The following is a 20,871-nucleotide window of genomic DNA, read 5'->3' as shown; positions in this document are numbered from 1 at the left end:
TCTCCTTTTCAATTGACAAAGTGACATGCAACACTTTGCTCTTCATTAATTTTTTTCATTTCCGGAATCGCTTGCTTACATATATCTGCTGCAAAGGGACACCTTGTATGGAAGGTACAACCACTTGGCGGATTTTTAGGATTTGGAATATCACCTATCAATACTCTCTTTTTCTTTCTTAACGTTGGATCTGCAATCGGTACAGAGGCAATGAGCGCTTGCGTATACGGGTGCTTAGGATCATTAAATATCGTTTCTTTTTTTCCGACTTCTACGATCGTTCCTAAATACATGACACCAATATTATGACTAATATGCTCTACAACACTTAAATCATGAGAAATAAAAAGATAAGATATTTTATATTCTTGCTGCAATCGCTTTAATAGATTCAAAATTTGTGATTGTATGGATACATCCAATGCAGACACAGGCTCATCAGCAATAATGATTTTAGGTTTTGTAATTAAAGCACGTGCAATCCCTAAACGCTGTCTTTGTCCACCACTAAACTCATGTGCATAACGATCAGCATGATCAGCATTCAAGCCAACTACTTCAAGCATTTCGAGTACTAGCTTTTCACGCTCGGCTTTTGATAGTTTTGTATGAATTTCTAGTGGTTCACCAACTAATTCTTTTACTTTCATTCTTGGATTTAAGGAGGCATATGGATCTTGAAAAATCATTTGGACAGTTTGTCTTAGGTGCTTTAACTCAGATTGCTTGGCAGTAGCCACTTCTTTCCCATCGACAACGATACTTCCGCTTGACGGCTCTATTAATCTAGTGATTAGCCTGCCAGTTGTTGATTTTCCACAACCACTCTCTCCAACTAAACTAAATGTTGTCCCTTCTTCTATTTCAAAGGAAACATCTATTACAGCATTAACTTGTTGTCTTTTTTGAAATAACCCACCCGCAATTTGAAAGCTCTTTTTTAACTTCTCCACTTTTAAAATACTGTTAGGCATTGATTTCCACATCCTTTTTCGCATATAGCCAGCAGCTACATTGGCGAGTAGCTGAAATTTCCACTGTCGGTGGACATTCCTGATGACATATAGACATCACTTGATGACAGCGCGGAGCAAATTTACAACCTATCGGCATATGTTGCGGAGATGGTACATGACCACTGATAGAATCTAACACTTCCTTTTTCTCACCAATTTTTGGCACAGATGCAATTAAGCCTTTCGTATAAGGATGCTTAGGGCTTGCAAATAATTCAAAGACATCTGCTTCCTCTACAACCTGCCCTGCGTACATCACGACCACTTTATCGCACATTTCGGCCACAACGCCTAAATCATGTGTGATTAATAAAATAGCTGTTTCATTTTCTTCCTTTAACTTTTTCATTAACTCTAAAATTTGCGCTTGTATCGTAACATCTAGTGCAGTAGTTGGTTCGTCAGCTATAAGTAGATTGGGGTGGCAGGCCATCGCCATAGCAATCATCACTCTCTGCCGCATTCCCCCTGATAGTTGATGTGGATATTCATGAATGATTTCTTCGGCTCTTCCTATTCCTACACTCTTTAACATTTGAATGGCATGATGCTTACTTTCACCTTTTGGCAGCTTCAAATGCATCTCAATTGCTTCCATTAACTGCTTACCAATTTTTAAAACGGGATTTAAAGAGGTCATAGGCTCTTGAAAGATCATCGCCATTTGTTTTCCACGAATTTTCCGAATATCGGATTCAGACATTTTGGTCAAATCTTCCCCATTAAAATGAATAGAGCCATTGACAATTTTGCCTGTAGTTCCATGAAATAGTTGCATAATAGATAAAGACGTTAAGCTTTTCCCACTGCCTGATTCTCCAACTAAGCCCAATATCTCGCCTTTACGAATTGAAAAATTGACACCTCTTAATATCTTGATCTCTGTTTTATCACGCATAAAGGACGTTTCTAAATCTGTTACTCGTAATACATGTTCTGTCATAGGCATTCTCCTTAATTATTTTTAATTTTCGGATCTAATACATCTCGTAATCCATCGCCTATTAAGTTAAATGCTAGTACGGTTAAAAATATAGCTATTCCTGGCATGATGACTACATGAGAAGATGTTCCTAAGTAGTCGCGTCCACTACTTAACATTACTCCCCACTCGGGCATTTCAGGACTCGCACCTAAGCCTAAAAAACTTAAGCCAGAAGCTGCTAAAATAGCTGTTCCTATACGCATTGTGACAAAAATAATTAGTTCACTAATCGTTTCAGGGAAAATATGCTTCCACAGCACTCTTACATGGGAGGCTCCCATTGATTGTGCGGCTTCTACATATACATTTTCTTTCGCATTCAATGTAGCGCCACGAACTAAGCGTGCAAAGGATGGCACACTAAAAATCATGACAGCGATGATCACATTATTAATCCCAGGACCAAGTAATGCGACAATGGCAATAGCTAGCAATAAATCAGGAAATGAAAACAATACATCACAGCTACGCATAATAACTTTGTCTATCCAACCACCAAAGTAACCGCTAATTAAACCTAAAATAGTCCCTAGTATTAAGCCTAAAAATACCGCGCTAAAGCTTACCATTAAGGAGATTTTTGCCCCTACAATTAAACGACTAAAAATATCCCGACCATATTCGTCTGTTCCCCCTAAATGACTGGCACTCGGCCCTTCTAATAAGGCATCATAGTTTGGTTCAAACGGATCATAGGGTGCAATATAAGGACCAATGATAGCAATTACAATTAGCAACCCTATAAAGATGCTTGCTAACAATGCAGCCTTTTGCTTTTTAAAAGACTTCCAAAATTCCTTAAGAGGAGAGTATTTCCTTTGTGTTTTTTGCACTTGGCTATTTTGCACCGTAGTTGGTGAAGTCATCCTGTTCCCTCCCTTAAGAATCTAATTGAATTTTAGGATTTAACACTGTATAAAGCACATCTACGATTAAATTTACTAAAATAAATTCAAACGCAAATAATAATAGAGCTGACTGAATAACAGGATAGTCTCGGAATGCAATCGAGTCGATTAGAAGACGTCCCATCCCCGGAAAGCTAAAGACTGTCTCGACTACCACTGAACCCCCTAGTAGAAAACCAAATTGTAGCCCGGCGACCGTCACTACAGAAATTAAGGAATTTCGTAAAGCATGGGTCACTATGACAGAGTGTTCCTTCAGACCTTTTGCTCTCCCAGTTCTTATAAAATCAGCCTGTAGCGTTTCGAGCATAGAAGATCGAGTAAATCGTGCAATCATTGACATAATACCTGCCCCTAAAGTTAGGGAAGGTAAAATATAACTAGAAAAACCATCTAACCCTCCTGTTGGGAATAGCCCTAGCTGTACTGAAAATAATTGAATTAATAATAGTCCCAACCAAAATCCAGGAATCGAAATGCCAGAAACCGCTGTTACCATTCCAAAATAATCAGGCCATTTATTTTTATTGATGGCAGAAAAAACGCCAATCATTAAACCTATTAATGTAGCCCAAAACATCGAGAGAAAGGTAAGCTGAAGAGAGGGCATAAACCTTGTTTTAAACATATCAATCACGGGTAGACCTGTTGTTAAGGACGTGCCAAGTTCACCCGTCATTAGATTTTTCATATAGTCTACATACTGTTTTAAAATAGGCTTATCAAGACCCAATTCATGACGTACGTTTTCAACATCCTCGATTGTGGCATCCTTACCCGCTACTAATCGCGCAGGATCTCCTGGTATAAAATGAATAAATAAAAACGTTAGTATTGAAATAACAATTAAAATCGGTATCATTTCAACAATTCTTCTTGCTGTATATTTCCACATGACGAGCTCCTCCTTTCTATTTTGTAGAAAAGGAATTGACCTACATCAATTCCTTTTATTGCGTAGCATTACTCAACTTTTGCATTCTTCACATCGAGCCCGCCTGTTGGATTTACTAATACACCGCTAACATTTGAACGTACACCATATACAACCTCATCTACCCCTAAGAAAATCCAAGGTGTATCTTGGTAAACGATTTCCTGTAATTTTTCATAGAGCTCAGCTTGGCGATCTACATCTGAAATGGAGTTAGCCTCATCCATTATTTGATCTGCCTCAGTGTTATGATAATAGGCTGTGTTTGCACCATTTGGTGGGAATGATACACTATGGAAAAGTGGTTTTGTCGCATTTGTTATATCAGAAGCATATGCTGACCAGCTCACATACCACATTTGTAATTTTGCATCATCTGGTGTTTGAGCCCCGTAGATCTCATCTGACAAAGTACCCTCTTCCATAGATTTAATTGCAACTTTGACGCCAATTTGCCCTAACTGCTGTTGGATAAACTGCATTCCCTTCATCGTATCCGAGTTCGTATTTCCCCAGATTTCAATATCGAAGCCATCAGGATATCCAGCCTCAGCCAACAAGGCCTTTGCTTTTTCTATATTGTGCTCATACATTTTTTGCTGTTTATAATAAACTGTTTTGGAAGGAATAATGGAGTCTAGTGGTAAGCCTAGACCTGCATTAACTACCTTTAAATACGCTTCTTTGTCCACCGCATAATTAAATGCTTGTCGAACCTTACTATCATTCAACGGTTTTTTATACGTATTTAAGGAAACATAATGAGCGATTGTTGAAGGAACTTTATTAACTTCTACATCTTTATGGTTAGAAAGCTCATCGATATTTTGAGCAGGTACTGGATAGATAACCTGCGCATCCCCAGCTTTTAGCATCGCCACCCGTGATCCATTTTCTGGGACTGGTTTATACGTAATTTTAGATACACGGTCACCGCCACCCCAATAGCCATCAAATTTTTCAATGGTTAAATGATCTCCTTGTACCCATTCAACAAATTGATAAGGACCTGTTCCGACAGGCTGCTTAGGAATATCCGCTACATTTTCTTTAATCATTTTGGGACTAATCATTTTGGCCACTCCGAATCGTGTAATCATCGGTCCATATGGTTCTTTTAAAGTCACTTTAATGTCATAGTCTCCTAGTATTTCAACATGACTGATTAAGCTAAAACCACGTGAATAGAGGCGTAAGCTTTCATCATTCATAATTCGTTCAATATTGGCTTTTACAGCTTCTGCATTAAACTGCTCCCCGTCATGGAAAGTGACCCCTTCTTGCAGCTTAAATGTATACTCCAGTGCGTCTTCACTGATTGTATAATCTTCTGCTAGCACCTTAATTATTTGTCCATCCGCATCGAAGCCCAGTAACCCCTCTAACATCGTCTCCTGCACTGACCCCGAATTGGTATCTCCTGTGTTATGTGGATCCATAGAAATAAAGTTTTCATTTACAGCGATGACTAATTCATTTTTTGAACTAGCTTTACCTGAATCTGTAGTAGATTTTTCCCCAGTGTTTGATGCGTTAGAATTGTCTTTCTCTGCGCATGCTGCTAAAAGCAACGTACATAGAATTATAAAAACCCATTTTTTAACATAATTCATCTCATCTACTCCCTTTGTAAAAATATATAATAATACCTCCTAATGGCTTCATTAAGAAATATAATTACTAAAATTATTTATTTTCTCCACTGATGAAAATAAATAGGCAAAAAAATAAACTATACTTTCATTACGATAAGACAATTCAATTAGAGGAAGACATTGCTTTCTCAACTATCACAATTGCTTTTCATCAGAAACTATAGTTCAACCGACAAGATTTATTTATTCCACTGCTGAAAATAAGTAATTAAAAAAATATCCCCTTCCAAGATCAAGGACACTTTCGATGCATAATTATCAGAAAATTTATTATTTTTTAACAACTATAAACTACAGTTCACTTTTTTTCCAGCATTATTTTTATAAATTTAATAATTATTTTTACCGAACATTCATTTCTAGTTATTTAAAAAGGTTCTAAAAGCCCTTATTTCAAGGCATTTAGAACCAACATCAAGTATTACAGCTTTCTTATACTCTCTACGACCACATCAAGTATACGCTGAAGATCCTCTTGAATAATATTAAGTGGTGGTGATAGTGTCAGAACATTATTAAAGCCCGCTACTGTTGCCCCATTTTTCCCAATGATCACCCCTTGTTCTTTGCATGCGGCAATAACAGCATTTACCTTCTCCACTGGTAAAGGTTCTTTCAAGACTTTATCTACTACTAATTCAATCCCAATTAATAAACCTCTGCCCCGCACATCTCCTACATTCGGATGATCCTGTAAACTTTCTTGCAATGTTTGTAATGTGGCCTTCCCCATTTCCTTGGAGCGATCGAACAACGCTTCTTGCTCTAGAATCTCAATATTTTTTAATGCAACTGCACATGCTACTGGAGAACCCCCAAAAGTATTGACATGGCGGAAATAGTCATAGGCATCTGTGCCAGTGAAAGCCTCATAAATCTCACGTTTTACGGCAGTTGCTGATAATGGTAAATATGCGCTCGTAATCCCTTTAGCCATTGTAATAATATCTGGTTTCACACCATAATTCATAAATCCAAATGGCTTGCCTGTTCGACCAAAGCCACAAATAACTTCATCCACTATCATTAAAGCTCCATGCTTTTTGCACACTTCCTCTATGCCTTTTAAATAGTTTTCGGGAGGCATGATGACACCGCCACCTGTAATAATTGGCTCTAAAATCATGGCTGCAATTGTATCACTCAGTTCCCATGTCATCGTTTTATCAACAGCCCTTACGCTCGCTAAATCTAATGGTGCAACAGTATCATTTTCATGTTCACGGTATTGATCGGGCGGTGCGACATGGATAAAGCCAGGAGACAATGGCTCGTATTTATATTTACGTTCCGCTTGCCCTGTTGCTGCTAATGCCCCAAAGGAATTTCCATGGTAGGCGCGGTAGCGAGAGACAATCTTATAGCGGGAGCTTTGCCCTTTTTGCTGGTGATATTGTCGCGCTATTTTAAAAGCTGTTTCATTCGCTTCTGATCCGCTATTAGAGAAGAAAATAACGTACTCCCCACCAAGCAAGTCATTTAGTTTCTCAGCTAGCTGTACGGCTGGTAAATGTCCCTGCGATAATGGTGCATAAGCATTCTTCATCATTTGCTCATGTGCTGCATCTGCCAGTTCCTTACGTCCATAACCGACATTTACACACCATAGCCCAGCCATGGCATCAATATATTCGACGCCATCGGTATCTATTATTCTTGCACCATCTGATTTTTCCACTACATATGTTGCTTGTGGATTGTAGGGTTTCATTGAATGCCATACGTATTGCTCATCCTTTGTTAAAACATCACTTTTAAGATTGGTCTGTGTCATTGCCGAACACCCTCTCATTTATTTTTTCAGTAGATTAGCTTTTTGCATCGTTATTACTTGGGAAGGCAAAGGAGCTAGTTGTATCTTCCGTTTCATCTGGCCAACGCTCCGAGATTGTTTTCGCCTTAGTAAAGAATCTCGCTTGATCCGGACCAAACATATGCCCTTCACCAAACTTAGAGCGCTTCCATCCGCCGAAATTATGGTAGCCGACAGGAATTGGTATTGGTACATTAACCCCTACCATGCCCACTTCAATCTCTTCTTGGAATTTACGAGCTGCCGCACCACTGCTTGTAAACATCGTTACACCATTACCAAGTTCATGGTCATTAATTAAATCAATTGCTTCTTGTAAAGTCTCTACACCAACTACTATGCGTGCTGGACCAAAGACCTCCTCTTTGAAGATGGTCATATCAGGCGTAATATTATTGAGGAGTGTTGGCCCAACATAAAAACCATTAGATGTTTCGCATACTTTAGGATTTCGTCCGTCAATGACAAGATTTGCCCCTTCAGAAACAGCCCCATCAATATAGCTGATAATCGTTTCCTTTGATTGTTGGGTAATAACTGGGCCGAAATCGACGTCTTCTTCTGTATAAGGACCTACCTTTAGCTGTGAAATCTTCTGCTTCAATATGTCTGTAAAACGTTGCTCCGTATCTTGACCAACAACAAGCGCTCCAGAAATCGCCATACAGCGCTGTGATGCTGCCCCGTATGCCGCACCTAAAAAGGCGTTCGCAGTTTGTTCCAAGTTGGCATCTGGCATAACAATCATAAAGTTCTTACCACCACCAAAAGCAGCCACACGTTTATTATGCTTTGTTCCCGTTTGATAAATATATTCAGCTACTGGCGTAGAGCCTACAAAGGAAATGGCTTGAATCTCTTTGTTTTCTAGAAGCTCATTGACCGCTTCTTTATCGCCATTCACTACTGTCCAAATACCATCAGGAAGTCCCGCCTCTTTCCATAATTGACTTAAAAATAATGCAGAATGAGGAACACGTTCAGATGGCTTTAAAATAACAGCATTCCCTACTGCCACAGCCATACTTGTAATAGCTAAAGGGACCATAACAGGGAAATTAAAAGGGGCAATCGTTGCCACTACACCTAGTGGTGATTTGGCAGAAAAAGCATTAATATTGCCACCTACATTGACTGAATACTCCCCTTTTAGCAATTGTGGGGCACTAATCGCCATATCTACCGATTCAATCCCTCGAATAATTTCGCCCTTCGCATCCTCTTTAGTTTTCCCGCTTTCCTGACAAATCACTTCAATAAGTTCTTCCTGTTTTGTTACTAATAATTGACGGAATCGATGTAAAACCTCAACCCTCTTCCCAATGGACACCTTTTTCCATGCAGGAAAGGCTTCTTTCGCATGTTGAATGGCCTGTTGTACTTCGTCTTTTGATGCAAGTGGGACTCTCGCTATCGTTTCACCTGTTGTTGGATTATACACCTCTGAGAATCTTCCACTTGTACCAGCTACCTCTTCCCCTTTGATAAAATGCGTTAGCGTTTTCATTTTTTGTTGTACTGTCATATTTAACCTCTCCTTACATGGGATTATTGTTCAAAATCAAACTTTTCATTGTTAAAAATAGAGCTTGATTCATCGACTTGTTTTATCACCTTGTTCCTTTGCGTAAGTAAATAAAAAATCATTACAACGGCAACGACAACACATGTAAATAGAATTTGTGAGCGCATAGACTCAATAAAGAACATGGCTATTAATAAGGCAGTTGTAGCTACTATTGTGAAATACGTTAGATACGGGAATAGCCACATCTTCACCTTTAATAGCTCAGGATTTTCGCGTTCAATCTTTCTACGCATTCTCAATTGTGAAAAGGCGATAATTAAATAAAGAATTAAAGTAATAGCACTACAAGAGCTTAGTAAAAACATAAATACTTTATCTGGTGAAACATAGTTCATAATAACGGCAATATACGAGAAAAATGTTGCGGCTAAAATAGCATTCACAGGTGCACCATTTTTATTTAGTTTCAAAAAGGCTTTTGGTGCCTCCCCCTTCTCTGCTAAAGAAAACACCATTCGTGATGTTGCATAAAGTGCAGAATTTAAACACGATAACACAGCTGTTAAAACAACAAAATTCATGATTTGTGCGGCGGCAGGAATACCAATATAATCTAGCACTGCTACATAAGGACTTGTTAAAATATCAGAGGAGTGCCAAGGCAATAACGTCACAACAACTGTTATAGAGCCCACATAGAAAATTAAAATGCGCCAAGTAATTGAATTGGTAGCTTTTGTTACAGCTGCTAACGGTTCGTCTGACTCACCAGCAGCGATAGCCACAATCTCTGTCCCCATAAAGGAAAAAATAACAATGACAACACCCATTAGTACAGCGCCAAAGCCGTTTGGTAAAAACCCACCCTGATCAACTAAATTTGTCAGACCGACAGCGTTAAAGTTTGGTGCTATACCAAAAATAATGAATGCGCCTAAACCTAAAAAAACTACTATACTTGCAACCTTAATAAGAGAGAACCAATATTCAAATTCGCCAAAGGCTTTTACAGAAAGGACATTTGTTAAAGTAAGTGCTACGGTTAAAAGTAAACTTAAGAGCCATAAAGGAATTCCGTCATACCAATATTGAATAATGGCCGCTGCTGCCGTCGCCTCTAATGCAATAGCTATGACCCAGAAAAACCAATACAGCCAGCCAATCATAAAGCCTGCCCATGGACCAATTGCTTCATGGGCATAATGTGCAAACGACCCACTCGTTGGATTGACAGCCGCCATCTCACCTAACATACGCATCACTAAAATGACAATAATTCCTGCAAATATATACGATAATATTGCTCCTGGACCCGCCAGGTTAATGACTGAGCCACTGCCCATAAATAAGCCAGCCCCGATTACACCCGCTATCGCGATCATCGTCATATGCCGTTTCTTTAATCCTCGTTGTAAATGCGTTTGTTGCTCCATATCTGTCACCTCTTTTATTAGATTGGGATTATCGCTTACAAAAATCTTACATGTTTCATATCATTGAAGTAATAGACACACTGTAAATTTATATACAATTGTTTTAAACATAATGTAAAATAGACTAAATATTCTTAAAATATTAATTCGCCTAAATTTACAGCTATTTAATGACACAAAAGAGAAATAATAGATATATAAAACGTAGAAGATGTTTCAAAAGGAGGAGCTATATTGAGCCAATTCCAACTTAAAGTACTTCATGTTTTAGAAAATAAATACTTTCAGAATGCAGAGGTAGTTGCAGGTCATGAGGGGCTGTTAAGAATCGTTAAATGGGCACATGTTCTTGAAATAGTCCATGTAGATAATTTTTTAGTTGGAGAAGAGCTGGTGTTAACGACGGGGATCAGTCTTCAACATGGCATCGAAGATTTTATTACGTTTATTGAATCTTTAATAGATAAAAATTGTGCTGCTCTTTGTATTGAGTATGGCTCTTCTATTCAAGCCGTCCCAGAAGCAATACTTGCCATTGCAAATCGTCAGCAGTTCCCGATTATTGTTTTTCATGAAGAGGTTCCTTTTGTTCGCATTACACAGGATTTACATAGTCAAATTATTAATCAACAATATTTAATGGTTTCGACACTAGAATCCTACTCACAAACTTTAAATAAAAATACGGTCTTAGGACAAAATACGGACGACATTTTACAAAATATGTATAATGAATTAAAAACACAAATTATGTTTTCCATTAAGGGACGAGAACCCGTCTTGTTTCCCAATATGACAAAAAGTAAGCGTCAGCAATTATTAGCATTGAATAAATATGCTCAGCAATTTAAACATGAGCCCATCTTTATTTTTGATCAACATTATGCAGATTTAACGATTTTTCGTGAAGATGGTTTATTCTCAGAGTTTGAATTATTAATTTTAGACCGTACAGCCACAGCATTAGCGCAATTATTAATGCGAGAGTTCTATATTGAGGAGAAAAAGAATATTGAAGACGCTTCGATTTTAGCTGATTGGATTGACCAAAAGCTGTCCAAGGAAGAAATCTATAAATTTATCGTTTCTTACTATACCAACTATTCACACTCTAGTGGAGCTGTCTTTGTTTTGGCCACTCCCAATACAGTAATGAAAGCGCAGGAGGACATTGTCTATAGTAAACTTTATTATCGTAATCTCTTTGAACAGCATGGCTTTATCCCATTTTTATTCGAAAGGAAAAGCTATGTCATTTTTATTTTACTTCATACAAAAGATTGTCGAGCAATTCGTGAAATACTAAATAGCATCTTTACCTCACTTCCCAAAACTGAATTTTATAAAAAACAGCAAACTCAAGGGTTTCAAATAGCGGTTGGTAAAGTTGTAGCTGATGTACAAGAAATCTCTAAAAGCTATCAAACTGCATTAGAAACATTATATATTTGCCGCAAAGTCCAAACTTCCTCGTTCTTTTATGATGATTTGCATTTATATCATTTAATCTACAAATTACAAATGCAGGTGAATTTAAAGGAAGTTATAAACGACTATTTACAGCCAGTTATTGAGTACGATGAAAAATATAACAGCAAGCTTCTTGAAACATTACAAGTCTATTTACAATCAAATGGCTCTAAGCAGCAAACTGCTAACCAATTGTTTATCGTTCGTCAAACACTCTATCACCGCTTAAAAAAGCTTGAAAGTTTACTCGGGGAAAATTTCATGAAGGGTCATAATCGCATCACATTGGAATTTATGCTCCTTGCAAACTCCTTAATTGATGACAAGAGTTAAAAAATAGGCACGTTCAAGAGGCTCTCCCCCTTAAACGTGCCATCTCATTATCCTTTCACAACATCTTGATAAAGTCCTGGTCGACGATCATCGTATACAGGAATTCTTCCACGTACTTCATCAACGATGGAGAAATCTACATCAATTACTGCTACTTCCTCGTCTTCAGCACCAACCCAAAGCACTTCACCCCATGGCTGAATAATCATCGATTGCCCATTAAAGTTTTCTACTTTTCTCGAAATACGGTTAACTGCTATAACAAAGCATTGGTTTTCAATCGCTCGGGCTTGCAGCAATGTTTTCCAATGATCAATTCTTGGTGTCGGCCATTGTGCTGGTACAAACAGCACCTTAGCTCCTTGAAGGGCATGCGCACGTAACCATTCAGGGAAACGAATATCATAGCAAATGACACCAGCCGCCTCAATAGGTCCTAGCGCGAATCGATTCATTTCATCTCCAGCTTCTAAGTAAAGATGCTCGTCCATTAATCGGAAAAGATGGGCCTTGCTATATTCCCCAACAAGTACTCCATTGTTATCAAATGTATACATCGTATTGTAAAACTTGTCGCCCTTTTTTATGGAAACAGAGCCACCGACAATATGTACACTAAGTTCCTTCGCTAAGTGTGCTAAAAATGCTTTTGTACGCTCACCGTTAACGTCCGCCAATTCTGGAAGCTTCTCCAGTGCGTAGCCCGTATTCCACATTTCCGGTAGCACAATAATTTCTGCCCCTAGTTTTGCGGCTTCACGAATCTTGTCCTCTGCCCGTGTAAAATTTTCTTCTACTTTGCCGAAGCCAATGTTTAACTGAATACAACCGATTTTCATATTAATTCCTCCTATAGACAATTAACAAAAAAAGTACTACTATTTGCTTCATATTCTTCAATAATAATTATTATATTCTGAAAAAGGTGATCATGCATGGAATTCTCTAAAAAACTACAGCAATTACCCACTCAATTTTTTGCGGCGCTCGTCCAAAAAGTAAACAATGCCCTGGAAGAAGGACGTGATGTGATTAATCTTGGGCAAGGAAATCCCGACCAACCTACGCCTACTCATATCATTCAAGCATTACAGGAAGCAGCTGAAAATCCTCAAAACCACAAATATTCGCCATTCCGTGGTATCGGCGAATTACGTCAAGCCGCTGCTGACTTTTATAAACGGGAATATGATGTGGAGATTGATCCCGACACTGAAGTAGCCATTCTTGGTGGCACAAAAATTGGTCTTGTTGAGCTACCTTTGGCTGTGTTAAATCCTGGTGATACGATGCTATTACCAGACCCAGGCTATCCAGACTACTTATCTGGAGTTGTATTAGGTGATGTAAATTTTGAAGTAATGCCTCTTTTTGCTGAGAATAATTTCTTACCTGATTATGATGCCCTCCCTAAAGAAGTTAAGGAAAAAGCCAAGTTACTTTACTTAAATTACCCAAATAATCCTACGGGTGGTACAGCAACACTTGAATTTTTTGAAGAAACCATTCGTTTTGCTAAGGAGCATAATATCATCGTATCACATGATTTTGCTTATGGTGCGATTGGATTTGATGGCAATAAACCCATTAGTTTCTTACAGGCCAATGGCGCAAAAGAGGTTGGAATCGAAATGTACACATTATCAAAGACTTATAATATGGCAGGTTGGCGTATAGGCTTTGCTGTTGGTAATGCAGATTTGATTGCCGCGATTAATCTTATTCAAGATCATTTGTTTTGTAGTCAATTTCCTGCTATTCAACAAGCAGCAGCTGTTGCACTTACATCTTCACAGGAATGTGCAGATGAGCTAAGAGCTACCTATGAGCGTCGTCGAAATGTACTATTCGAAGAAGCTCATAGAATCGGCTGGCAAGTAACGGCACCAAAGGGCTCCTTCTTTGCCTGGCTCCCTGTCCCATTAGGTTTTACTAGCGAACAATTTGCTGATATATTGCTCGACAAAGCTGATATTGCGGTAGCCGCAGGTAATGGCTTTGGTCAATATGGGGAAGGCTATGTGCGTATTGGCTTGCTTGTAAGCGAGGAACGTTTACGAGAAGCCATGCATAGAATTGAGCAATTGAACTTATTTTAGCATGGAACAAAATGGAGTCCAGTAGCTTTCACTAGCTACTGGACTTACTATTTTCAATTTTCCTTGGAAGATCTAATCCATGTTCTAATGGATAAAATTGTATGTGACCTGTTTCATCGTCCAACTGACGGATATGCTGAATGCCCTGAACTTCTGCCAGCACTACATCTGCTGTAATGACAATATTCCCACCCTTTAAAAAATGACCGCCTGAAACCACTCCCCATTGATCGCTCATGGAACCATGGAAATGCGTTTCATATTGTGCATCACGCTTACAAACAACTCCTGAACCTTGGATAAACTCGAGTGGCCCCTCTTTCTCGACCACATCACTAAATCGAACTTTAATGTGGGAAGTTTCATCTGGCACTAAATAAACAAAGCTACTTTTTTGAAAACTACCAATACAACTAATTATGGTTGCCGATTCAATTTTATTCTCTTCACAAAGTGCCTCAATTCCTTCAATAATGTCTGTTCCCATGAGAAGACGAGCACTAATCACCTTACCAAATGAACCTATGCCATAATTAACTCTTACGGACATTCTTCACCCTCCTTCGCGACAAAATATTATAACAATATAAAAAATTTTAAAAATATTTATTGACTTACTATACCCTATAAATTATATTAGTTCTATCGGAAATACAAAAATATAATATGAATCTCTTATCAAGAGTAGCTGAGGGACTGGCCCTATGAAGCTCGGCAACCTCCTTTTATGAAGGAAGGTGCTAAATCCTGCAAACGAAATTCGTTTGATAGATAAGAGAGGACTTTTTTCATGAGCCTCTCTTAATTTGTAAGAGAGTTTTTTTTATTTTCAAAAACCGATAAAACAATTTTTGGAGGTCGTTTTCATGAAGAAGAAAAATAAATTTTTAGTAGGTTTAGCAAGTCTTACATTAGTAGCAGCACTAGCGGGCTGTGGCTCTAAAGAAGATAGTAAAGGAAAAAGCGAAGCTATCGATGAAAATAAAATTGTCGTGGGTGTCACTTCAGGACCTCATGAGCAAATTGCAGAGGTAGCTGCTAAAGTCGCAAAGGAAAAAGGTCTAGAAGTAGAACTAAAATCATTTTCTGATTATGTTTTACCAAATACATCCTTAGCTGAAGGTGATCTTGATGCAAACAGCTATCAGCATAAGCCTTTCCTCGATACATTTAATAAAGATCACGATACAGATTTAGTACCGGTTGGCAAAACTATTTTAAATCCAATGGGTATTTACTCTGAAAAATATAAATCATTGGATGACGTTCCTGAAGGCGCAACATTTGGCTTACCGAATGACCCAACAAATGGAGCGCGTGCTCTCTTTGTTTTACAAGAGGCAGGCTATATTAAATTAAAAGATGGAGCGGACTTAACAGCATCCGTTCGTGACGTGGAAGAAAACAAAAAGAATTTAAAATTCATAGAATTAGAAGCTGCACAAATTCCAAAACAGCTTAGTGAAGTAGATGTAGCTGCTATTAATACTAACTTTGCGCTGGAAGCTGGCATTAATCCGCAAGAGGACTCTATTCTTTTAGAATCTACTGACTCTCCATATGTGAACTACATTGTCGTTCGTGCAGAAAATGAAAACGACCCAACGATTAAAAAGTTCATTGAGGCTTATCAATCTGATGAAGTGCGCCAATTCATTGAAGAGGAATTCAAAGGTTCTGTAATCCCTAGCTGGTAATACGTGCGATAAGCTAAAGAATCTGCCAAATTTCCACTATGGAAACCGCGCAGATTCTTGCTTTTTAGAAGTTAAGAAAGGAGCAACCAATCTGATGATTCAATTACAAAATATTTCAAAAGAATATAAGACGAAAAAAGGCAGTATAAAGGCTGTAGATGGCATCAATCTTCATGTAAAAAAAGGGCAAATTCATGGTGTAATTGGGTATAGCGGTGCTGGTAAAAGTACGCTGATTCGTTGTGTTAATTTACTAGAGCGTCCTTCAGCAGGCAAAGTCTTGATTGACAATGTGGATATTACTACCCTTTCACTTCATGACTTACGTCAAACACGACAAAAGATCGGTATGATTTTTCAACATTTTAATCTCTTAAAGACAGCAACGGTTTATAACAATATTGCTGTTCCCTTAAAGCTACTTGGTTATAACGAAACAGACGTCAAAAATCGTGTGGCTAAATATGCCGAAATTGTAGGTTTAACAGAAAAGCTAGATAGCTACCCTAATCAGCTTTCAGGTGGACAAAAGCAACGTGTCGCAATTGCACGCGCTCTAGCGCAAGAGCCTGAAATTTTACTCAGTGATGAAGCAACAAGTGCGCTTGATCCTGAGACTACAGAGGCTATTCTTGAACTATTATTAAAAATTAATCGTGAATTAGGAATTACAATCCTACTGATTACACATGAAATGAATGTCATTCAGAAAGTTTGTGATGAGGTATCTGTTCTAGAAGCAGGGAAAGTAGTTGAATTTGGTACGGCTATCGAGCTCTTTGCAAAACCACAACACCCTACTACAAGAAAGTTCTTAAGTACCATTTCACAACGTAACTTAACTCCTTCTCTTATTGAGCAGTTAAATGTTTCAGGTAGCGTCATTCGTTTAACATTTCTTGGAGAAAGTACTGGTAAGCCATTATTGGCTGAAGTCAGCAAAGTATATGATGTACAACCAAACATTTTAACAGCCAATATTATTGAATTAAAAAACGGCATTGTTGGTAATATTGTGGTGCATTTAAACGGAGAGCCCAACATTGTTCAAAAGGCGCTAACCTATTTTGCAGAGAATGGCGTTACTGTGGAAGAGTTAGGAGGAGAGATCCATGAATAATTTCTTTAATGATTGGTCAGAGGTTATTGGCAAAGCAATTATCGAAACATTTCAAATGGTCGGAATTTCATTATTCTTTTCGATTCTAATTGGTATACCTTTAGGGCTTTTAATTGTTTTAACACGACCTGGTCAATCCTTCGAAAATAAATTTTTCTATCAATTTTTTAATTTAGTCATTAATATTATCCGTTCAGTGCCATTCATCATCTTACTATTCTTCATTTTACCATTTACAAAGGTTATTGTTGGTACAACAATTGGCGTTAAAGGCGTTATTGTTCCGCTTGTAGTTTATACGGCTCCTTATATTGCACGACTGATGGAGTCAGCGCTTTTAGAGGTTGATTCGGGCGTTGTCGAAGCCTACACAGCTATGGGTATTAAACGTCGCCATATCATTTGGCATGTATTATTACGCGAAGCACGCCCATCCATTATTTTAGGCTTAACAATCGCTACAATTGGATTGATTGGCGCAACAGCAATGGCGGGAATGGTTGGTGCTGGCGGTTTAGGCGACCTAGCCTACCGTTATGGTCATTTACGCTATGAGGTAGATGTCATGTATGCAACTGTGTTTATTTTAATCATCCTTGTACAAAGCATACAATCCATAGGTAACCGCATTTCAGCCAAATTGAAGAAAGACTAGGAGGAGGCTATCCATGTCAACTGAGATTTATGTAGAGAAAAACGGCTATATCGCAACGCTAGTGTTAAACCGTCCTGACAAACGAAATTCTTTATCGAGAGCAATGTTCCAAGCGATCATAGACGAACTAGAACAGTTACGTACAGAGACATCTATCAAGCTATTAATTGTGCGCGGTGTCAATGAAGTCGCCTTTTCCTCGGGTGCTGATATTAGTGAGTTTTTAGATATTCGTTATGCTGCGGATAATGCTAAAGCCTATAATGATCTAGCTTTAAAGGCCATTGATGCCCTCTATAAATTCCCGCATCCTACGATTGCCCTGATTCAGGGCTTAGCGATTGGGGGCGGCTTAGAGTTAGCCAATGCTTGTGACTTTAGATTGGCGACACCAAAGAGTAAGCTTGGCATTACCGCTGCGAACATTGGGATTGTCTATAATCTTGAAAGCACTAAACGTCTTATTAATATTGTTGGTGTCGCGAAGGCTAAAGAGATTTTATACACAGCAAACATTTTTACAGCAGAGGAAGCCAAAAGCATTGGTTTGATTACTGCCCTTCATGAGCCACAGGAAATTGAAAATGCCACTATGCAATTTGCTGAGCATCTTTTAAATAAATCATCTATTGCCAATGCAGGTAGTAAAAAAATAATTCAAGCTATCGTAGATGGAGAAAATGAAGAGAGTGATGAGCTGGCTCAATTGATTCTCGATTCATTTAGCTCTGATGATTATAACGAAGGTATTCAAGCTTTTTTAAATAAAAGAAAGCCTATTTTCAATAAATAAGTGAGGTAGTAACGATGACAAATACAACTGATGGTGACCTACTCTTAAAAAATATCACTGCCCAAGCCCCCTTCCCCATTTGCTTTGCCGATTTAGAAAAAGCAGTAGCGGAAAAAATTCCAGCTGGGCCATTCGGCTACATTCGCTCAGGTGCTGGCGGTGAACAAACATTACGTAATAATCGTTCAGCTTTTGAAAAATACTCCATTGTTCCCCGCTTCTTAAATGATGTTTCAAACGTTCATACATCCATTAATTTGTTCGGGAAAACATACCCAACGCCATTGCTCTTTGCCCCTGTCGGTATGAACGGAATGGTTCACGAGGAAGGTGAACTTGCCGCTGTGCGCGCTGCCCAGCAATTAAATATGCCATATATTCAAAGCACAGTCTCCACCTATGCACTCGAAGATGTTGCCGAAGCTGCCCCTTCAGCAACAAAATGGTTCCAATTGTATTGGTCTACAAATGAAGAAATTGCATTTAGTATGGCCGCACGAGCAGAGTCAGCTGGCTTTGAAGCTATTGTTTTAACAGTCGATACAGTAATGCTTGGATGGCGAGAAGAAGATGTGCGCAATCAATTTTCACCATTAAAGCTAGGCTACGCAAAAGGAAATTACATGAATGATCCTGTCTTTATGGCTTCTTTGCCTAATGATTCATTTGAATCGTATGTACAAGGTGTCTTGCAAAATGTCTTCCACCCTACACTCAATTGGGAGCATGTTCGTGAATTAAAACGACGAACAAATCTCCCTATATTATTAAAGGGAATTTTACATCCTGAAGACGCAAAGCTAGCCCTTGAAAATGGGATTGATGGTATTATCGTATCGAACCATGGCGGCCGACAATTAGATGGTGTTATTGGTTCACTTGATGCCCTTCCCGCCATCGTGAGTGTTGTCAATGGACAAATCCCTATTATTTTAGATAGTGGTGTATATCGCGGGATGGATGCCTTAAAAGCACTTGCTTTAGGAGCTGATGCCGTAGCAATTGGGCGTCCCTTCATCTATGGCCTAGCCCTTGAAGGACAACAAGGCGCCGAAAAAGTAATGACAAATATCTATGATGAATTAAAGGTTTCCATTGCATTAGCAGGTACAACCTCCATCGAAGGGTTACGTACTATTACATTAGTCAAAAATGATGGGACTGAGGTTAAATGAAACAAGCATTAGAGGGATTAAAAGTTGTTGATTTATCTCAAGTTTTAGCTGGTCCTTATTGCACAATGGTCTTAGCAGATATGGGCGCAGAAGTCATTAAAATCGAGAAATATCCAAATGGAGACGACACCCGAGCAATGGGCCCGTTCGTTCATGAAGAAAGTCATATGTATATGATGGTTAATCGCAATAAAAAAGGTGCTTGTATCAATTTAAAAACGCCAGAGGGCTTGGCTTTATTCAAAGAGCTTATCCAATCTGTTGATGTGCTTGTGGAAAACTATCGACCAGGTGTTACGAAAAAGCTAGGGATTGATTATGATACTTTAAAAGCCCTTAATCCTGGACTCATTTACTGCTCTATTTCTGGCTATGGACAAACCGGTCCTTATAGCCAGAAAGGCGGCTATGATATTATGGCACAGGGTCTAAGTGGCTTAATGCATATGACTGGTGAACCACAGGGCCGACCTGTAAAAGTTGGCTTTGCTGTCAATGATATTGCCGCTGCCCAAACTGCTTTACAATCTATTTTAATGGCCTATATTTATAAGCTGCGCAGTGGTGAGGGGCAATATATCGATGTATCTTTAGTAGAGTCAGGGCTTGCTTGGACTGTTTGGGAGGCTGCTGCCTACTTTGGTCAAGGAGAATTACCCGAGCGAACAGGGACTGCCCATCGAGTATCCGCACCATATCAAGGCTTTAAAACACAGGATGACTATATTTTAATAGGTGCTGGCAATCAAAAGCTATGGGAAATTTTTGCGACAAAGGTTGTCAAACGACCTGATTGGTTAGACAATCCCCTCTTTATTACTAACTATTCACGTGCTCAGCATGTAAAGGCGTTAGAGGCAGAAATTGAAAGTGAATTAGCGAAACATCCAGCAACTTACTGGCTGAAGCTTTTAGATGAACACGGCGTACCATCCAGCCCTATCTATTCCTATGACCAAACCTTAAATGATCCCCATATTTTAGAGCGTGGTATGGTCTTGTCCTATGACCATCCAACTGCTGGTCCCATGAGAACATTAGGTTTCCCAGCAAAATTCTCACGCACGCCGGGTCAATTAACAAGTGCAGCGCCAACTTTAGGACAGCATAATGAAGAAATTTTGCAGGCATTAAACATCACTGATTATGAAGTTCAGCAGCTAACAAAAGCGAATGTAATTAGCTCAAAATAAGAAGCCCTTAATTTTGACGAGCTATCGATCACTTTAGGCGTGCTATAGATGACTTTTGGCCGAC

18 protein-coding genes and 1 riboswitch are annotated in these 20,871 nt (G+C 38.8%); of the genes, 8 read left to right on the top strand and 10 right to left on the bottom strand.

Annotated features, from left to right (window positions below; translation table 11 throughout):
* Positions 1-8: 8 nt before the first annotated feature.
* From MKY88_RS02260 to MKY88_RS02225, 8 genes are all read right to left on the bottom strand, one after another.
* Complete coding sequence (locus MKY88_RS02260; RefSeq protein WP_193830846.1) at positions 9-974, bottom strand: ABC transporter ATP-binding protein; 966 nt, start codon at positions 972-974, stop codon at positions 9-11.
* Entirely contained in the window at positions 967-1,959 is a 993-nt protein-coding gene (locus tag MKY88_RS02255) for an ABC transporter ATP-binding protein (protein WP_193830845.1), read from the bottom strand. Before MKY88_RS02255 ends, MKY88_RS02260 begins: the two co-directional genes overlap by 8 nt.
* Before the next feature lie 11 nt (positions 1,960-1,970).
* Positions 1,971-2,867 carry an ABC transporter permease gene (locus MKY88_RS02250; RefSeq protein ID WP_069479928.1) on the bottom strand — a complete coding sequence of 299 codons (897 nt, stop codon included), beginning with the start codon at positions 2,865-2,867 and terminating at the stop codon, positions 1,971-1,973.
* 13 nt (positions 2,868-2,880) lie between these two features.
* A complete protein-coding gene (gene nikB, locus MKY88_RS02245; RefSeq protein ID WP_036145195.1) occupies positions 2,881-3,804 on the bottom strand; it encodes a nickel ABC transporter permease in 924 nt (307 codons plus the stop codon).
* A 68-nt stretch (positions 3,805-3,872) separates the two neighbouring features.
* Positions 3,873-5,456: a glutathione ABC transporter substrate-binding protein gene (locus MKY88_RS02240; protein ID WP_340812907.1), complete on the bottom strand. Its 1,584-nt coding sequence runs from the start codon at positions 5,454-5,456 to the stop codon at positions 3,873-3,875.
* Positions 5,457-5,919: 463 nt separating this feature from the next.
* Complete coding sequence (locus MKY88_RS02235; protein WP_193830843.1) at positions 5,920-7,272, bottom strand: aspartate aminotransferase family protein; 1,353 nt, start codon at positions 7,270-7,272, stop codon at positions 5,920-5,922.
* Between the two features lie 34 nt (positions 7,273-7,306).
* Positions 7,307-8,836 (bottom strand): CoA-acylating methylmalonate-semialdehyde dehydrogenase, encoded by a 1,530-nt coding sequence (locus MKY88_RS02230; RefSeq protein WP_193830842.1) that lies wholly within the window; start codon positions 8,834-8,836, stop codon positions 7,307-7,309.
* A gap of 23 nt (positions 8,837-8,859) precedes the next feature.
* Positions 8,860-10,272, bottom strand: coding sequence for an amino acid permease (locus tag MKY88_RS02225; protein ID WP_193830841.1), 1,413 nt, complete (start codon positions 10,270-10,272; stop codon positions 8,860-8,862).
* Between the two features lie 234 nt (positions 10,273-10,506).
* Here MKY88_RS02225 and MKY88_RS02220 point away from each other — a divergent pair, with 234 nt between their 5' ends.
* Positions 10,507-12,075, top strand: coding sequence for a PucR family transcriptional regulator (locus MKY88_RS02220; protein WP_193830840.1), 1,569 nt, complete (start codon positions 10,507-10,509; stop codon positions 12,073-12,075).
* Positions 12,076-12,122: 47 nt separating this feature from the next.
* Here MKY88_RS02220 and MKY88_RS02215 read toward each other — a convergent pair whose 3' ends face one another.
* Positions 12,123-12,914, bottom strand: coding sequence for a carbon-nitrogen family hydrolase (locus MKY88_RS02215; RefSeq protein ID WP_193830839.1), 792 nt, complete (start codon positions 12,912-12,914; stop codon positions 12,123-12,125).
* A 96-nt stretch (positions 12,915-13,010) separates the two neighbouring features.
* Between MKY88_RS02215 and MKY88_RS02210 the strand changes: the two genes are divergently transcribed.
* The gene (locus MKY88_RS02210) at positions 13,011-14,174 is read left to right on the top strand and encodes a pyridoxal phosphate-dependent aminotransferase (RefSeq protein ID WP_340812906.1); all 1,164 of its coding nucleotides are present in this window, start codon (positions 13,011-13,013) and stop codon (positions 14,172-14,174) included.
* 31 nt (positions 14,175-14,205) lie between these two features.
* Here MKY88_RS02210 and MKY88_RS02205 read toward each other — a convergent pair whose 3' ends face one another.
* Complete coding sequence (locus MKY88_RS02205) at positions 14,206-14,724, bottom strand: PPC domain-containing DNA-binding protein (protein ID WP_193830837.1); 519 nt, start codon at positions 14,722-14,724, stop codon at positions 14,206-14,208.
* Between the two features lie 122 nt (positions 14,725-14,846).
* Positions 14,847-14,952, top strand: a riboswitch (SAM riboswitch).
* A gap of 88 nt (positions 14,953-15,040) precedes the next feature.
* On the opposite strand from MKY88_RS02205, the gene MKY88_RS02200 reads away from it, so the two are divergent.
* The 6 genes from MKY88_RS02200 to MKY88_RS02175 all read left to right on the top strand — a co-directional run bounded on the left by MKY88_RS02200 (position 15,041) and on the right by MKY88_RS02175 (position 20,807).
* Positions 15,041-15,871 carry a MetQ/NlpA family ABC transporter substrate-binding protein gene (locus MKY88_RS02200; protein WP_069479919.1) on the top strand — a complete coding sequence of 277 codons (831 nt, stop codon included), beginning with the start codon at positions 15,041-15,043 and terminating at the stop codon, positions 15,869-15,871.
* A gap of 94 nt (positions 15,872-15,965) precedes the next feature.
* On the top strand, positions 15,966-16,991 hold the full coding sequence (locus tag MKY88_RS02195) for a methionine ABC transporter ATP-binding protein (protein WP_340812905.1): 1,026 nt from the start codon (positions 15,966-15,968) through the stop codon (positions 16,989-16,991).
* Positions 16,984-17,646 (top strand): methionine ABC transporter permease, encoded by a 663-nt coding sequence (locus MKY88_RS02190; protein WP_008176095.1) that lies wholly within the window; start codon positions 16,984-16,986, stop codon positions 17,644-17,646. Before MKY88_RS02195 ends, MKY88_RS02190 begins: the two co-directional genes overlap by 8 nt.
* A gap of 13 nt (positions 17,647-17,659) precedes the next feature.
* Positions 17,660-18,439, top strand: a complete 780-nt coding sequence (locus MKY88_RS02185) for an enoyl-CoA hydratase/isomerase family protein (protein ID WP_328204793.1) — start codon at positions 17,660-17,662, stop codon at positions 18,437-18,439.
* 14 nt (positions 18,440-18,453) lie between these two features.
* On the top strand, positions 18,454-19,614 hold the full coding sequence (locus MKY88_RS02180; protein WP_340812904.1) for an alpha-hydroxy acid oxidase: 1,161 nt from the start codon (positions 18,454-18,456) through the stop codon (positions 19,612-19,614).
* Positions 19,611-20,807: a CaiB/BaiF CoA transferase family protein gene (locus tag MKY88_RS02175; protein WP_340812903.1), complete on the top strand. Its 1,197-nt coding sequence runs from the start codon at positions 19,611-19,613 to the stop codon at positions 20,805-20,807. The genes MKY88_RS02180 and MKY88_RS02175 overlap by 4 nt, the downstream gene beginning before the upstream one ends.
* Positions 20,808-20,871: the final 64 nt, after the last annotated feature.

This window comes from Lysinibacillus sp. FSL R7-0073 (genome assembly GCF_038009065.1).
Lineage (GTDB): Bacteria > Bacillota > Bacilli > Bacillales_A > Planococcaceae > Lysinibacillus > Lysinibacillus fusiformis.
The sequence above is the reverse complement of the archived record's forward strand: the minus strand, read 5'-3'. Positions and strand labels throughout refer to the sequence as shown.

What these genes read in the sequence shown, in the direction of transcription:
- MKY88_RS02260 (WP_193830846.1), bottom strand. Translation starts at nt 974, where the DNA reads ATGCCTAACAGTATTTTAAAAGTGGAGAAGTTAAAAAAGAGCTTTCAA.
- MKY88_RS02255 (WP_193830845.1), bottom strand. Translation starts at nt 1,959, where the DNA reads ATGACAGAACATGTATTACGAGTAACAGATTTAGAAACGTCCTTTATG.
- MKY88_RS02250 (WP_069479928.1), bottom strand. Translation starts at nt 2,867, where the DNA reads ATGACTTCACCAACTACGGTGCAAAATAGCCAAGTGCAAAAAACACAA.
- nikB (WP_036145195.1), bottom strand. Translation starts at nt 3,804, where the DNA reads ATGTGGAAATATACAGCAAGAAGAATTGTTGAAATGATACCGATTTTA.
- MKY88_RS02240 (WP_340812907.1), bottom strand. Translation starts at nt 5,456, where the DNA reads ATGAATTATGTTAAAAAATGGGTTTTTATAATTCTATGTACGTTGCTT.
- MKY88_RS02235 (WP_193830843.1), bottom strand. Translation starts at nt 7,272, where the DNA reads ATGACACAGACCAATCTTAAAAGTGATGTTTTAACAAAGGATGAGCAA.
- MKY88_RS02230 (WP_193830842.1), bottom strand. Translation starts at nt 8,836, where the DNA reads ATGACAGTACAACAAAAAATGAAAACGCTAACGCATTTTATCAAAGGG.
- MKY88_RS02225 (WP_193830841.1), bottom strand. Translation starts at nt 10,272, where the DNA reads ATGGAGCAACAAACGCATTTACAACGAGGATTAAAGAAACGGCATATG.
- MKY88_RS02215 (WP_193830839.1), bottom strand. Translation starts at nt 12,914, where the DNA reads ATGAAAATCGGTTGTATTCAGTTAAACATTGGCTTCGGCAAAGTAGAA.
- MKY88_RS02210 (WP_340812906.1), top strand. Translation starts at nt 13,011, where the DNA reads ATGGAATTCTCTAAAAAACTACAGCAATTACCCACTCAATTTTTTGCG.
- MKY88_RS02205 (WP_193830837.1), bottom strand. Translation starts at nt 14,724, where the DNA reads ATGTCCGTAAGAGTTAATTATGGCATAGGTTCATTTGGTAAGGTGATT.
- MKY88_RS02200 (WP_069479919.1), top strand. Translation starts at nt 15,041, where the DNA reads ATGAAGAAGAAAAATAAATTTTTAGTAGGTTTAGCAAGTCTTACATTA.
- MKY88_RS02195 (WP_340812905.1), top strand. Translation starts at nt 15,966, where the DNA reads ATGATTCAATTACAAAATATTTCAAAAGAATATAAGACGAAAAAAGGC.
- MKY88_RS02190 (WP_008176095.1), top strand. Translation starts at nt 16,984, where the DNA reads ATGAATAATTTCTTTAATGATTGGTCAGAGGTTATTGGCAAAGCAATT.
- MKY88_RS02185 (WP_328204793.1), top strand. Translation starts at nt 17,660, where the DNA reads ATGTCAACTGAGATTTATGTAGAGAAAAACGGCTATATCGCAACGCTA.
- MKY88_RS02180 (WP_340812904.1), top strand. Translation starts at nt 18,454, where the DNA reads ATGACAAATACAACTGATGGTGACCTACTCTTAAAAAATATCACTGCC.
- MKY88_RS02175 (WP_340812903.1), top strand. Translation starts at nt 19,611, where the DNA reads ATGAAACAAGCATTAGAGGGATTAAAAGTTGTTGATTTATCTCAAGTT.